Raw genomic sequence first — 13,088 nt, 5'->3', positions numbered from 1 at the left:
TTTTAAGGGGCGATTTTGTGGCAGCCTTTCGCCGGGCCGTCAAGGCGCGCGGCCCGAGCAAGGCGTGCTAGTCTTCGTCCGCTTCCTTGTCGTCAGCCAGCGACCTTGCGAGATCGAGAATGCGCTTGCGGACGGCGCGGCTCTTGATCCGGTAGTAGGCGCGAACCAGTTGCAGCGTCTCGCGCTTGCCCATCGGATCGCCCTCGAAGGGGGGGGCGGCGTCCTCGTGCAAATAGCCGCCCGTGAAGGCCGGCGCCGCGCCCGACCCGGCGTCCAAATCGTCAAAAAAGAACGCCACCGGCACATCCAGCGCCTGGCTCAACTCATGGAGACGGCTGGCGCCGATCCGGTTCGTGCCGCGTTCGTATTTCTGGACCTGCTGGAAGGTAAGGCCCAAGGCCTTGGCGAGTTTTTCCTGACTCATGCCGAGAAGAGTGCGGCGAAGCCGGACCCGGCCGCCGACATGAATGTCAACGGGGTTGGGGCCGTCGCTTTTCCGGCCGGCCCGCCCGTAGCGACGGGGGGGTTCCTTCTTCGCCGAGATTGCGGCTGTCATGGGCGGCACCGTTCCGGGCTTGCCGGACGGCTTTTCGAGTATGCGATTGTAACCGGCGGCGGCATACAACCATATGTAGCATACGCCCGTAGGGCGGCCAAGCCGAGATCGTAACCGTCAAGAAATCTTGCCGCCGGGACGGCACAAGATCCGTCGCAGACCCAGCAGTCCAAGACCGGCCGCCAGAAGAAGGCCGAGTGCTTTTCCGTGCAGCCGCCCGTATAAGGGAGCCAGGTCGAGCGACGCCGGCAGGGGGCCGTCCAGCACGCCGACCGCGCCGAGATCTAAGCGTTCAAGCACCCGTCCGTACGGGTCGATGATCGCCGAGACGCCGGTGTTGGCGACGCGCACCAGCGCCAGCCCTTCCTCGACGGCCCGGAAGCGGGCGGCGGCGAAATGCTGGTATGGGCCGGAACTTTCGCCGAACCAGGCGTCGTTCGTCACGTTCAGAAGCCAGCGCGGCGGCAAGGCCTTTCCCACGACTTCGCCCGAGAAAATCACCTCGTAGCAGATGAGGGGACTTAGCGGCGGAAGACCGGGAAGGATGAGCGTCTGCGGCCCCGGCCCGCGGTAAAAATCGCCGATGCCGGGGACCAGCCGCGGGAGGGGCAGAACGTCCCGCAAGGGCACGAACTCGCCGAAGGGGACGAGATGGAATTTGTCGTAGCCGCCAAGGATTCGCCCCTGGCCGTCGAGCGCGACGAGCCCGTTTGAAAAGCCCCGGTTTGGCTCGGCCGCTTCCGGCGGCAGGCGCGGCGCCCCGGTAAGCAAGAGCCCGCCCTTCGGCACGGCGTGCGCGAGGCGGGCGCGCCGTTCCGGATCCTCGGCCAGAAAATAAGGCGCGGCCATTTCCGGCCAGATGACAAGGGTGGCGCGCGCGAAGCCTTCGCCAAGCGTGAGCGCCAGGTGACGCTCGAAATGCTGCTCGCGAAGGGCGGGATCCCATTTCAGGCTTTGGGGGATGCCCGGCTGCACGAGGCGCAAGTGAACGCCCGGAAAAAATGCGGCCTCCGCCCGGGCAAGTCGCGCCATACCGCCGAACCAAAGGCCGGCCATCAGCAAACAAGCCGCCAGCAAGGGCAAAAGGCGGCAACACCTTCCTCTCTCGGCCAGGAAGGCCGGCAGCGCCGCCGCCAGCACGGTGAAGAAACTGAGGCCGAAGACGCCGAAGAAAGCGGCCCCTTGCAGCATCGCATCCGACACCGCCCAGACGAGCCCCACCGGCGTCCACGGAAAACCGGTCAGAAGTTCCCCGCGCAGCCATTCCGTTCCCGTCCACAGAAGCGCGAAAAGAAGGGCACCGCTCCAGCCGCGCGCCGCGAAAGAAGACCGCAGCAGGCGAAAGAGAAGGGTGGTGGCGGCAGGGAAAAGGGCGAGATAGAGGGCAAGGCCCGGAATCGCAACCGGCACGAGCCAGGCGAAGCGTTCCGCGTCAACCAGGAAGGCGTTCGCGATCCACTGGACGCCGACAAGGAAGTGACCGAAGCCGAAGGCCAGCCCGACCAGGAAGGCGATGCGGGGGCGGCCTGCCATCTCGATCTGCCAGAGGAGCGCCGGGAAGGCGAGAAAAAGCAGGGGCACGGCGTGCCAGGGCGGCATCGCAAGGGCAGCCAGCGCGCCGAGCAGGCAGCTCATGCCGTAGCGGCGCCAGCCGGAAAGGGCGCCCACCCGTTCGCGCAGCGCGCCGGCCGCGCCGAGAAAACGGGCACGCCGCCGACCGGCCGCGCTTTCACTCATCGGTCGGCGGAAGCGTTGCCGAAAGGTTGCGGACTCGAAGGCGCCGGATGCGCCGCGCGTCGGCTTCGAGAATCTCGAACTCGATGCCGGAAGGGTGGTGGATGATCTCGCCGCGGGCGGGCACACGGCCGGCAAGATAAAAAACGAGGCCGCCCAACGTGTCGATGTCTTCGTCCTCGTCGACGAGAAGCCGACGGCCGATGCGCGCCTCGAACGTTTCCAGCTCGACGCGGGCGTCGGCCAGAAGCGAGCCGTCCTGAAGGGCGGCCAGCATGGGGGGCGTCTCGACGTCGTGCTCGTCCTGAATCTCGCCGATGATTTCCTCAACCAGATCCTCGATGGTGACGAGCCCGTTGACACCGCCATATTCATCGACGACCAGCGCCATGTGCGTATGGGCCGAGCGCATTTGCAGAAGAAGATCGAGAACCCGCATCGTCGGCGCCACGAACAGAGCCGGCCGATCGATCTTGGAAAGGTGGAACGGCGCTTGCGAGATCCAACTGTCCAGAATCTCCTTGATGTGCACAATGCCGATCACGTCGTCCAGGGTCTTGCGATAGACGGGCAGGCGGGAATGGGCTTCGCTGCTCATGAGCGCGGCCACCTCCTTCAATGTCGATTCCGCCTCGACCGCCACGATATCGGCGCGCGGCACCATGATGTCGACGACGGCGACGTTGCGGACCGCGAGCACGTTTTCGAGAAGGACGCGTTGGTCCGGATCGATGGTGATTTTCGCTGCGTCTTCGTTCGGTATCAGCTCGCCGATCGCGCGATCGAGCGGGCTTTCCGCCCGAACGTAGGCGCGTCTGAAAAGCCGGTCACGGATACCCTTGAGCCGGGAACGACCGGGTGGCAGCGCGGGCGGTTTCATCGCACCCCCTCGGCCGCGGCGGACCCTGCCGCCACGTAAGGATCCGCAATACCGAGCCTGGCGAGCACGCAACGTTCGCGCGCCTCCATCGCGTTGGCGGCTTTGGCCGCGCCGTGGTCGTACCCCAACAGGTGAAGCACCCCGTGGACGACGAGATGGGAGAGATGGTCGGCAAGAGATTTTGCTTGCGCGCGCGCCTCGGCCGTCACCGTCTCAAGCGCGATGACGACGTCGCCCAAGAGGGCGGGGCCCAAGAGGCCGGGCGCACCGTTCCGGCGGCCGGGCGCTTCGCCCGGAAAGGCAAGGACGTTGGTCGGACGATCCTTCCGGCGGTAGTCGCGGTTGAGCCTTCGGATCTCCGCGTCCCCAACCAGGGCGAAGCTGATCTCGCCGCCGGCGGCAAACCCTTCGACGGCCAGCGCCTCGGCGGCGGCGCGGCGGACGACCGTGCGCACCTCCGGCAAGGCTTCGCGCCAGCGCCGATCGCGGATGGCGATGGCGAGCACGATCGGGGCGGCCGGCGGATTGGGTTCAGCCATCGGGCAAGGTTTTGTTCGAATCGTAGGAAGTGCCGCCTTCCCGCTGGTCCCGGGCGTCGTAGGCGCGAACGATGTCCGACACCAGAGGATGCCGAACGACATCGACGTCCGCAAGCTCGACAATGCAAACCCCCGGAACGGAGGCCAGCACCTCCAGTGAATCGCGAAGGCCGGAACGGACGTCCTTCGGCAAATCAACCTGGGTCAAATCGCCGGTCACCGTCATGTGGGAATTCTCCCCAAGACGCGTCAGCAGCATCTTCATCTGGACGGCCGTCGTGTTCTGCGCCTCGTCCAGGATCACATAGGCGTTCGCAAGCGTGCGCCCGCGCATGAAGGCCAGCGGTGCGATCTCGATCTCGCCGCTGGCCAGCCGGCGGTTCACTTGATCGAGCGGCATCATGTCGTGGAGCGCCTCGTAGAGCGGCCGCAAGTAAGGGTCGATCTTCTCGCGCAAATCCCCCGGCAGGAAGCCGAGCCGCTCGCCCGCCTCGACGGCGGGACGCGAGAGAATGATGCGGTCCACCTGGCCGGTCATCAGCATGGAAACCGCCATGGCGACGGCCAGGTAGGTCTTGCCGCTGCCGGCCGGCCCCAAGGCAACGACAAGCTCGTGCTCCTGCAGCGCACGCACGTAGCGGACCTGGCCCGGCGAGCGCGGCAAAATCAGCCGCTTGCGCGTCGGGATGGCGTAGGCCTCGGGGCTGAACCGGCCGTCTTCCGTGCTCATGGCAAGCCGCAAGGCGGCCTCGACCTCGCCGGCGTCAACGTCGCGGCCTTCGCGCAGCCGGCGGTAGAGCGATTCGAGCGCCGCGCGCGCCGCGCGAACGCGGCCGGCCGGCCCGGAAATCGCCAGACGGTTGCCCCGCGAGGTGATGGCCACCCCAAGCTTTTGCTCGATTCGCGCAAGATGTTCGTCCTGTTTCCCATAAAGGTGCGGAAGAAGACGGTTGTCGTCAAATTGCAGGTAAAGCGGGCTTTCTTTTTCCGATGTTTTTGTCGGATTCACGCGCATGCCCTTGTCGCAACGGGGTTCACCGGTGTTCCTTCTAGGCTGTTGATGGTGACGGCGGTAATGCGCACGTCCCGCGTCTCGCCGATCGCGGTCTCGGAAGCGGCAACGTGCACGGCCTGCAGGTAAGGGCTGCGGCCTATGACCTGGCCGGGGCGGCGGCCCAAGCGCTCGAAAAGGACAGGCAGCGTGCGGCCCACCGTGGCCGCGTTCCAGGCACGCTGCTGTTCCCCGAGCACGGCCTGCAGGTGGGAAAGGCGTTCTTCCTTTACCGCCTCGGGCACCGGGTCCGCCATCCCGGCGGCCGGGGTGCCTGGCCGCGGGCTGAACTTGAACGAAAAGGCCTGGGCGAAACGCAGCGCGCGGACAAGCGCCAGCGTGGCTTCGAAATCGTCTTCCGTCTCGCCGGGAAAGCCGACGATGAAATCCGAGGACAGCGCGATGTCCGGCCGATGCCGGCGAAGCGCGGCGACGGTCGCGCGGTAATCCGCGGCGGTGTGACCGCGGTTCATCCGGGCCAGCACGCGGTCCGAACCGGACTGCACGGGCAAATGCAGGAAAGGCATGAGCTTGGGTTCCTCGCCGTGAAGGGCGAGGAGATCTTCATCCATGTCCTTCGGGTGCGAGGTCATGTAGCGGATGCGGAGCAGGTCTGGAATTGCCGCCAGGGTACGGATCAACTCGGCAAGATTGGCGGTGCCGCCGGCCGGCCTTCGCCCGCGATAGGCGTTCACGTTCTGGCCGAGAAGCGTGATCTCGCGGGCCCCTTTCGCAACGAGCCGCTTTGCTTCCTCCGCCACGTCGGCGGCGGGCCGCGAAAATTCCGCGCCGCGCGTATAAGGAACGACGCAGAAGGTGCAGAACTTGTCGCACCCTTCCTGGATGGTGAGAAAAGCTGAAACCCCGGCGGATGCCGCTGCGGGCAGATGGTCGAACTTCGATTCGGCCGGGAAGTCGGTCTCCAGCACCGCGCCCCCGGCCCGCGCCGCGCGGGCCACCATCTCCGGCAGCCGGTGGTAGGACTGCGGCCCGAAGACAATGTCCACGTAAGGGGCGCGGCGGAAAATTTCTTCCCCTTCGGCCTGGGCGACACAGCCGGCAACGGCAAGGATCAAAGGCTTGCCGGCCTCGGTGCGACGCGCTTTCGTCTCGCGCAGTCGCCCAAGTTCCGAAAAAAGTTTCTCGGACGCCTTCTCGCGGATGTGGCAGGTGTTCAAGATCACCATGTCCGCCTCCGCCGCCCCTGCCGCCGCCGCGAAGCCGAGCGGCGCCAGGACGTCCGCCATGCGGGCGGAGTCGTAGACGTTCATCTGGCAACCGTATGTTTTGATGAAGAGCTTCTTCGCCAACCTATCTACCCGGCCTTGGCCGCGCCTGCGCCAAGTCCCTTAAGCTTTCGCTATAGATATGAAATAGATAGCCGAAAAACACTAGCATCGGGCTAATAAAAAGAGTCAAGAATCGGCCGGGCGAAGTCTTGCGCCCGGGGGTCCGGCTTCGGGCCGTTCTTCGAGCGAGGGCGCCTGCTTTCCGGTAATCGCCGCCGCAACGCCTTCCGCCACCACGCGCTGGCAAGCCTCGGCCATCGCCTTCCGCGAGCCGTCGAAGGCGGCAATGGTCACCGGCGGGTGGAACTGAACGACGATCGTCGCCTTCCCGAGCCCCGCCATCCGCCAGAAATGCGGGGCGAGTTCCATGCTCCCGTACCAGGCGTAATAGGGCCGCCAGCCCCGCCCCAACGGTATGCCGTCAAGACGCGTGTAGGCGATCGAGACCGGCTGTACGGTCAGCGGTTCCCCCTGGAATGTTTTCTCGGCGACGCTGAAAAGCGCGCTCTTGAAGGGAAGCACGCGGTTGCCGTCGTTGCTGGTCCCTTCCGGGAAGAGAACCAACTGGTCGCCGCTCTGCAGGCGTTCGTGGACGGCGTCCCGGTGCGTGGAACTTCGCAGCGCGTTGCGTTCGATGAAAACGGTTTCCTGAAGCCGCGCCAGCCGGCCGAAAAAGGGCCACGCCGCCACTTCCGCCTTCGAGATAAGGGAAACGCCGCGAATCAGCGCGGAAAGCATCGTGATGTCGAGATAGGACGTATGGTTCGAAACGAACAGGGTCGGACGCGCCTCGCTTATCCGACCGATGCGGACCAGGCGAAAGCCGAAAATCTTGCAACAGGAACGATGATAAAAATGGGGAAGACGACGCCGATAGGCAAAACCGAAGCGAAGCCCGATTTCCTGAATCGGAATGAGCAGAAACGTCCAGCTTACATAGACAAGAATGCGGAAGAAGGCGAGAAGGGGCGAACCCATTCGATTCTGTCCGCCTATTTTTTCACGTCGAAGTGGCGGAAATATTTGTCCGGAACCAGATCCCGCTTCACGACGATGCACACATCCGTCGTATCGAATTGCTCATCCACGACCGCCCCGTCGCCAACGAACCCGCCAAGACGAAGGTAGCCCTTGATCAGCGTCGGCAGCGCGGCCAGGGCACGTTTCGGATCCACCTCCACGTTCGATTTCATCGGAACGTAGCGATGGGGAAGTGCCCGCGGCCGAATGGCCGGCGGCGCCAGATGGTATTTGTGCAGGTAGGTGAGCGCTTCGGCATGCGCCGCCAGGTCCGTGCCGGGCAGGCTCGCGCAGCCGAACAGCACATCGACGTCGTGGTATGCGACATAGGCGCCAATCCCCCGCCAAAGCAGCTCCATCGTCGCGCGGCTTCGGTACTCCGCGTCCACACAGGAACGGCCTAATTCCAGAAGCCGCCCCGGATATTCCATCAAACGGGAAAGGTCGTATTCGCCGGCCGAATAAAACCCGCCATGGTTTGCCGCGGTCTCGCTGCGTATCAAGCGGTACGTGCCGACCACGGCCTTCGAGAAATCGTGCCCTTCGACCCGCTCGTGATCAACCACCAGAACGTGGTCGCAATCGGTGTCGAATTCGTCGAAGTCGCGTTTCCGCGCCGCCATTTCCGGTGTCGGGTGGGCGTGCAGTTCCTCATAGAAGACCCGGTAGCGAAGAGCCAGCGCCGCGTCCACTTCGCGTTCGTCGCGGGCGAGGCGGACTTCCAGCGTTTTGCTGCGAACTTTCTGGATGGGATCGACGAAACCCAGCGGCGTCCGCACGCCAGCGATGAACCGTTTCCAGGTATAGGGCGGGCGCATGGCGCGCGCGAATTTCGGCAACCACCCCGCCGGACGCTCGTGAAAACGCCCGCGCGGTTTTTTGGGTTTTATGAGCACCGTTCGATCCTCATTTTTATTTCGTTTTTGGTTTGTCGAGGGGTACACCGTAAAGCTCGAGCCGGTGACCGACGAGCTTGTACCCATGCTTTTCAGCGACTTCCTGCTGATATTTTTCGATCGCCTTGCACTGAAACTCTATGACCTTGCCGCTTCGCATGTCGATCAAATGGTCGTGGTGGATTTCCGGAATTTCTTCGTACCGGGCGCGATTGCCGCCGAAGTCCAGCTTCTCGATGATGCCCGCTTCCTCGAACAGCCGGATCGTACGATAAACCGTCGCGATGCTGATGCGCTCGTCAATCTTCGAAGCGCGCTGATAAACCCGCTCAACGTCTGGATGATCTTTCGATTCGGAAAGCACGCGGGCGATGATTCGCCGCTGCTCCGTCATCTTCAGACCCCTGGTCTCGCAGAAGCGTTCTATACGGGAAGACATGTTTCCATCGGCAAGCAAATCGCTTCCGTTGCTTTGGTGGTAAAGTATAGAGGGTGGTCCACCCCCTCACAACCCTGTCTCGGCCTCGACCGGACCGGGTTCTACCCTTTATTTTTTACGACCGCGTGAACGCAGGCCGAGGCCGATTTGCTTCGCCAGCTTGCTGCGCTGTTCGGCATAAACGGGAGCCGTCATTGGGTAATCCGGGGGCAAGTGCCACCGCGTGCGGTATTCTTCCGGCGTCAAGTTGTACGCCGTTTTTAAATGCCGTTTCAGCATTTTCAATTTTTTCCCGTCCTCAAGACAGACGAGGTGGTTCGGCGTGACGGATTTGCGGATGGGAACCGCCGGCTGCGGACGCTGGACCGCCGGGGCGTCCTTTCGTCCGGCGCCCGTTAGGCTGGCGTAAACCTCGCGGATGAGCTGCGGCAGTTCTTCGACAAGGAGGCGGTTGTTGGCGACGTGCGAGACGACGATGTTGGTCGTGAGCCGCAAGAGTTCGATGTCGCTTGTTCCTTCCGCCGAATGCGGGGTTTCTTTCAGCATGGGCGTTTCCTTTCGCGTTCCACTCTACCGAAATTGGCCGCCGGAAGGAATGCAGGATCGGAAGGCCCCGCAGCCTTAAAGGGAAAGGCGAAGAACCCGGGCGTCTTCCCCCTTTTCCCGCCCCTCGTAATAGCCGGGACGACGGCCCACCTCGAAAAAGCCGTGCCGCGCATAGAGCGCCGCGGCGGGAACGTTCGAGGCGGCAACCTCTAGGTAGATCGCCCGCGCAGAGCGGCGGCGCGCCTCCTCCTCCACCCTTGCCAACAACCGGCCGGCGACGCCGATGCGCCGCGCCTGGGGGTGAACGCCCAAGGACAGGATCTCGCCTTCGCCGGCCGCCACCCGGCAAAGCGCAAAGCCCGCGAGGGACCCGCCTTGCTCAAGCCGCCCAATCGTTGCAAACAGGCCGAAGACGATTTTCTCCCCGAGCAGGCGCGCGATCGCCGCCGCGCCCCACGCCTCCAGGCAGCAGGCCGCCTGCAGCGCGGCGATCGCTTGCGCCGCGGTGGGCGACACCAGGCCCACCTCGATCTCGCCACGCGCGTGCGGTTCAGGCATCGGGCCACCTCGCTTCCGGCGGCCGCAGATAGACGGGCCGCATATCGATCGTGGGCGCGCGGCTGGCGGCGAGGCGGCCGATGACCGCGGCCTGCGGATAGCCGGGGACCACCGACCAGCGCACGTCTCCCGGCCATCTCTCGAACAAAGGGCGCAGTAGGCGCGCGCCGTCGCCCACGACGAGAAGGGGGAGGCCCGCGTCTTCCGGCAGGCAGGCTTCCGGCGAAAGCACGGCGCCGGGACCCAAAGGCTCAAGTGCCGCGTCGAAGAACTGCGCGTAAAGATCGCCCCGCTTGGTGTCCAGCGCGACCAGCACCCGCCGACCCCGGCGTTCCGGCGCAGGCACGGCGGCGGCCACCGCCTCGAAGGTGGTGACGCCGACCGTCGGCAGACTGCCGGCAAGGGCGAAGGCGCGGACCGCGGCAAGACCCACGCGAAGGCCGGTGAAGGAGCCCGGCCCAACCGTCGTCGCCAGCCGGTCGAGTTCGGCGAACGGCACCCCCCCCTCTTCGAGCACGCTTTCGATCATCCCGATCAGGGCTTCCGCCTGACCGCGCTCCATCTCCCGCAGCCGTTCGGCGAGCACGCGCCCATCCTCGAGAAGGGCGGCCGAACAGGCCCGGGCGGCCGTGTCGAAGGCCAATATTTTCATCCGTTCCTTCCTCGTACCCGGGCGAGGGGTGTAAAATTCCGGGTCGCAATCCTGGCCCAAGTTTTAACCCAAGACGCAACGAAGGCTTGTAAAAACCGACCGAAACGCCGCAAGTTCATGTGAGACCATGCCCACCGATCCCGCTTCACCCCTGGTCGAGATCACGCCCGCCGACGGCGTCGCGTTGGCGCTGGCTTACGCGACGGCGGAAAATTTCACCGGCCAGCCGGTTTACCGGAAGGCGCGCTGCTACCTCCACGCGGACGCCGCGAGATGCCTCGAAAACGCCATCGTCCTCGCCAGCCGCCTGGGCTACCGGCTCAAGGTCTTCGACGGTTTCCGGCCGGCCGAGGCGCAGCAAATCCTCTGGGACTTTTGCCCGGACCCGGCTTTCCTGGCCGACCCCAAGAAAGGCTCGCCCCATTCGCGTGGCGTAGCGGTGGACCTCACGCTCATCGACGGCAAGGGAACCGAGCTCGACATGGGCACGCCCTTCGACGCCTTTACGCCGCTTTCCCATCACGGGAACGGGGATGTAACCCCCGAGGCGCAGCGCAACCGGCTGTTGCTTCTGGGACTGATGACGGACGCCGGGTGGGATTTTTACCGGAACGAATGGTGGCATTACCAGCTGTTCGAGGCGAAGCGCTATCCGCTTCTTCGTGATGCCGACCTTGGCGTCGGCATGGTAGGTATAGCCCGAAAGGCTGTTCCAGCTGGCGGCCGGACCCTAGAGTAAAAACACGAAGAGGGTCTTTCGTAACATGCGGATCTCTACCGAACTCTTTTCCCCTTTCCGCCGCGCATGCTGGCGCATCGGCCTCGCGTGTCTCGTCGGGCTTTTCCTTTCGACGACGGCGTTTGCCGCCAACTCGGCGGCCGTCTTCATCTACCATCGATTCGGGGAAAGCGAATTCGCCGGAACAAACATCACGATAGAACAATTCGAAGCGCAGATTCAGGAACTGAAGAGCGGCAACTATCACGTCCTTCCTTTGCTGGAAATCGTGCAGGCGCTCCGTGAAGGAAAAGCGTTGCCGGAACGCGCCGTCGCGATCACCATCGACGACGCCTTCCTCTCCATTTACACGCAAGCCTGGCCGCGGTTAAAGGCGGCAGGCTTTCCGATGACGCTTTTCGTCGCCGCCGACGCCGTTGACCGCGGCGGAAAAAGTTACATGACGTGGGACCAGATCCGGCAACTCGCGCAGGAAGGCGTCGCTATCGGCGGCCACACCGACACCCACCTCCACATGCCGTTGGCGGACGACGCGACGAACGCGGCGGAAATTGCCCGCTCGAACGCGCGTCTTCTCAAGGAACTCGGAAAGGCGCCGGACCTCTTCGCCTACCCTTATGGCGAAGCCAGCCTCGCCACCCAAGCCCTTGTCCGCAAAGCGGGTTTCCTTGCCGCCTTTGGGCAGCATTCCGGCGTCGTTCACGCCGGAGAAGATCCCTTCTATCTTCCCCGCTTCGCCTTCAGCGAAACCTACGGCGACATGGCGCGGTTCCGTATCGCCGCCAACGCTCTGCCCTTACCCGTCAAGGACGTTACTCCGCCGGACATGACGCTTCGAAAAAGCGACAACCCGCCGAAATTCGGCTTCACCGTTTCGCAAGACGTGCCCGGCCTCGAACGGCTGCGGTGTTACGCTTCGAATCAGGCAATGGCCCAGCTTGAACGCATAGGAGACGCGCGCATCGAAGTCCGCCTGACCGAACCCTTCCCAAGGGGGCGCGCGCGAATCAACTGCACGCTGCACACGGCGGATGACCGTTGGCGATGGTACGGCCGCCAGTTCTATGTCCTGGAATAAGGAAAGCCGGCGGCGAAGGCGGCGAACTCAGAGGGACGCGTAGACATCCCCCGCAAGCTTCGCCCGGTCGAAGTGCCGGAGCTTGTTCGAACGGATAAGCGTGCGAATCGCTTCGATATAGGCCTTGCCGCGCTCGGAATAACGCCCAAGGGTTACGGCCAGCGTATAGCCGTTCAAGGGCGTCTCGCGAAGGCGCAAGACTTCCCGCGCGTTGCGAAATTCCCGATAGGCCTGGTGCGTGTTCAGGTTGCGGATATAGGCGCGGACGGAACCGGCGAGTTCCCGGAAGCGCAGGATGGCGTACGGCGACCCGTCCGGCCCGGCCACGGGCTCGATCCCGCGATCGCGACTCCGCGTCCACTGGCCGAAGATGGCGTTCCCCTCCTGGGCAAAGCGCGAAGTGCCCCAGCCGCTTTCCTCGGCCGCTTGAGCAAGCGCCAGCGAGGGCGGCACGACATCGGCCCGGCGGAGCAATTCCTCGAAATCGCCATCCGGCACACCGTAATAGCCATAGAGGGTGCGCAGCCATTCGGCGTCCCGCTTGGCAAGCTGCGCGCCCGAGGCCGCGGCCGCATTAAGCGCGATCGCACGATCGCGCTGCCGCTTGATCGTTTCGTTCACATGAAGGACGAGCGGCAGGATCGTCTGCAGAAAGAGCCGCTTGCGTTCGGCGACGACGGCGACCTCGCCGAGATCGGAGGGCAACGCCGCCAGGAAGACCCGCGGCACAACCCCTTCCCGGCGTACGCGATCGAGCCGGTAATCGCGCTGGCCGAAGGCCTCGGCCAGGGCCTGCGTTTCCTTGAGATGGAGAGAAAAGACCGGCCGTTCGAGCGCAGCGCCCGCCAACACGAACGAGGCCGGCAGCCGGGCCCCGCCCAGAGCGACACCGCCCACCAAGCCCAAAACGGCGAAAAAGAGACCGCCTAAAGCAAAATGTTCGAAGCCGATCCGCCGTCCTAGCCTGCCGAAAGTCCCCGAATAGACCAACCGCATGTAGTGGCCCAGTCGATTAAACCGGCTAAATATAGCAATGGCGCGGCGGCGACCGTCAAGCCAGAAATGGCTGCTTCGGGCGCGGCGGCGGAAGGTCTGCAAGAAAACCGGCTGT

At 64.4% G+C, this 13,088-nt stretch carries 15 protein-coding genes; 2 read left to right on the top strand and 13 right to left on the bottom strand.

Annotation, left to right across the window (positions count from 1 at the left end):
- Positions 1 to 67 precede the first annotated feature (67 nt).
- The 12 genes from AB1781_05750 to tsaB all read right to left on the bottom strand — a co-directional run bounded on the left by AB1781_05750 (position 68) and on the right by tsaB (position 10,160).
- Positions 68 to 556, bottom strand: a complete 489-nt coding sequence (locus AB1781_05750) for a helix-turn-helix transcriptional regulator (protein ID MEW5704076.1) — start codon at positions 554 to 556, stop codon at positions 68 to 70.
- Positions 557 to 673: 117 nt separating this feature from the next.
- Positions 674 to 2,293 (bottom strand): apolipoprotein N-acyltransferase, encoded by a 1,620-nt coding sequence (lnt, locus tag AB1781_05745; protein MEW5704075.1) that lies wholly within the window; start codon positions 2,291 to 2,293, stop codon positions 674 to 676.
- Positions 2,286 to 3,170 carry a hemolysin family protein gene (locus AB1781_05740; GenBank protein ID MEW5704074.1) on the bottom strand — a complete coding sequence of 295 codons (885 nt, stop codon included), beginning with the start codon at positions 3,168 to 3,170 and terminating at the stop codon, positions 2,286 to 2,288. The genes lnt and AB1781_05740 overlap by 8 nt, the downstream gene beginning before the upstream one ends.
- Positions 3,167 to 3,709 (bottom strand): rRNA maturation RNase YbeY, encoded by a 543-nt coding sequence (gene ybeY, locus AB1781_05735; protein MEW5704073.1) that lies wholly within the window; start codon positions 3,707 to 3,709, stop codon positions 3,167 to 3,169. Before ybeY ends, AB1781_05740 begins: the two co-directional genes overlap by 4 nt.
- A complete protein-coding gene (locus AB1781_05730; protein ID MEW5704072.1) occupies positions 3,702 to 4,718 on the bottom strand; it encodes a PhoH family protein in 1,017 nt (338 codons plus the stop codon). Before AB1781_05730 ends, ybeY begins: the two co-directional genes overlap by 8 nt.
- The gene (gene miaB, locus AB1781_05725; protein MEW5704071.1) at positions 4,715 to 6,070 is read right to left on the bottom strand and encodes a tRNA (N6-isopentenyl adenosine(37)-C2)-methylthiotransferase MiaB; all 1,356 of its coding nucleotides are present in this window, start codon (positions 6,068 to 6,070) and stop codon (positions 4,715 to 4,717) included. Before miaB ends, AB1781_05730 begins: the two co-directional genes overlap by 4 nt.
- Before the next feature lie 105 nt (positions 6,071 to 6,175).
- Entirely contained in the window at positions 6,176 to 7,027 is an 852-nt protein-coding gene (locus AB1781_05720) for a lysophospholipid acyltransferase family protein (GenBank protein MEW5704070.1), read from the bottom strand.
- A gap of 14 nt (positions 7,028 to 7,041) precedes the next feature.
- Positions 7,042 to 7,965 (bottom strand): GNAT family N-acyltransferase, encoded by a 924-nt coding sequence (locus tag AB1781_05715; GenBank protein MEW5704069.1) that lies wholly within the window; start codon positions 7,963 to 7,965, stop codon positions 7,042 to 7,044.
- A 16-nt stretch (positions 7,966 to 7,981) separates the two neighbouring features.
- A complete protein-coding gene (locus tag AB1781_05710) occupies positions 7,982 to 8,404 on the bottom strand; it encodes a Fur family transcriptional regulator (GenBank protein ID MEW5704068.1) in 423 nt (140 codons plus the stop codon).
- A 108-nt stretch (positions 8,405 to 8,512) separates the two neighbouring features.
- On the bottom strand, positions 8,513 to 8,950 hold the full coding sequence (locus AB1781_05705) for a MucR family transcriptional regulator (GenBank protein ID MEW5704067.1): 438 nt from the start codon (positions 8,948 to 8,950) through the stop codon (positions 8,513 to 8,515).
- A 75-nt stretch (positions 8,951 to 9,025) separates the two neighbouring features.
- A complete protein-coding gene (locus tag AB1781_05700) occupies positions 9,026 to 9,508 on the bottom strand; it encodes a GNAT family N-acetyltransferase (GenBank protein ID MEW5704066.1) in 483 nt (160 codons plus the stop codon).
- Entirely contained in the window at positions 9,501 to 10,160 is a 660-nt protein-coding gene (gene tsaB, locus AB1781_05695) for a tRNA (adenosine(37)-N6)-threonylcarbamoyltransferase complex dimerization subunit type 1 TsaB (protein ID MEW5704065.1), read from the bottom strand. The genes AB1781_05700 and tsaB overlap by 8 nt, the downstream gene beginning before the upstream one ends.
- A gap of 127 nt (positions 10,161 to 10,287) precedes the next feature.
- Here tsaB and ddpX point away from each other — a divergent pair, with 127 nt between their 5' ends.
- Positions 10,288 to 10,899 (top strand): D-alanyl-D-alanine dipeptidase, encoded by a 612-nt coding sequence (ddpX, locus tag AB1781_05690; protein MEW5704064.1) that lies wholly within the window; start codon positions 10,288 to 10,290, stop codon positions 10,897 to 10,899.
- Positions 10,900 to 10,924: 25 nt separating this feature from the next.
- On the top strand, positions 10,925 to 11,977 hold the full coding sequence (locus AB1781_05685) for a polysaccharide deacetylase family protein (protein ID MEW5704063.1): 1,053 nt from the start codon (positions 10,925 to 10,927) through the stop codon (positions 11,975 to 11,977).
- Between the two features lie 27 nt (positions 11,978 to 12,004).
- On the opposite strand, the gene AB1781_05680 is transcribed toward AB1781_05685, so the two are convergent.
- A complete protein-coding gene (locus AB1781_05680; GenBank protein MEW5704062.1) occupies positions 12,005 to 12,973 on the bottom strand; it encodes a glucosaminidase domain-containing protein in 969 nt (322 codons plus the stop codon).
- Positions 12,974 to 13,088: the final 115 nt, after the last annotated feature.

The organism is Pseudomonadota bacterium (genome assembly GCA_040752895.1).
Taxonomy (GTDB): Bacteria; Pseudomonadota; Alphaproteobacteria.
This window is presented reverse-complemented; position numbering and strand designations above follow the sequence as displayed.

Bases quoted from the DNA above. Each gene is read 5' to 3' on its own strand.
- AB1781_05750 (MEW5704076.1), bottom strand. From the start codon at position 556: ATGACAGCCGCAATCTCGGCGAAGAAGGAACCCCCCCGTCGCTACGGG.
- lnt (MEW5704075.1), bottom strand. From the start codon at position 2,293: ATGAGTGAAAGCGCGGCCGGTCGGCGGCGTGCCCGTTTTCTCGGCGCG.
- AB1781_05740 (MEW5704074.1), bottom strand. From the start codon at position 3,170: ATGAAACCGCCCGCGCTGCCACCCGGTCGTTCCCGGCTCAAGGGTATC.
- ybeY (MEW5704073.1), bottom strand. From the start codon at position 3,709: ATGGCTGAACCCAATCCGCCGGCCGCCCCGATCGTGCTCGCCATCGCC.
- AB1781_05720 (MEW5704070.1), bottom strand. From the start codon at position 7,027: ATGGGTTCGCCCCTTCTCGCCTTCTTCCGCATTCTTGTCTATGTAAGC.
- AB1781_05710 (MEW5704068.1), bottom strand. From the start codon at position 8,404: ATGTCTTCCCGTATAGAACGCTTCTGCGAGACCAGGGGTCTGAAGATG.
- AB1781_05705 (MEW5704067.1), bottom strand. From the start codon at position 8,950: ATGCTGAAAGAAACCCCGCATTCGGCGGAAGGAACAAGCGACATCGAA.
- AB1781_05700 (MEW5704066.1), bottom strand. From the start codon at position 9,508: ATGCCTGAACCGCACGCGCGTGGCGAGATCGAGGTGGGCCTGGTGTCG.
- tsaB (MEW5704065.1), bottom strand. From the start codon at position 10,160: ATGAAAATATTGGCCTTCGACACGGCCGCCCGGGCCTGTTCGGCCGCC.
- ddpX (MEW5704064.1), top strand. From the start codon at position 10,288: ATGCCCACCGATCCCGCTTCACCCCTGGTCGAGATCACGCCCGCCGAC.
- AB1781_05685 (MEW5704063.1), top strand. From the start codon at position 10,925: ATGCGGATCTCTACCGAACTCTTTTCCCCTTTCCGCCGCGCATGCTGG.
- AB1781_05680 (MEW5704062.1), bottom strand. From the start codon at position 12,973: ATGCGGTTGGTCTATTCGGGGACTTTCGGCAGGCTAGGACGGCGGATC.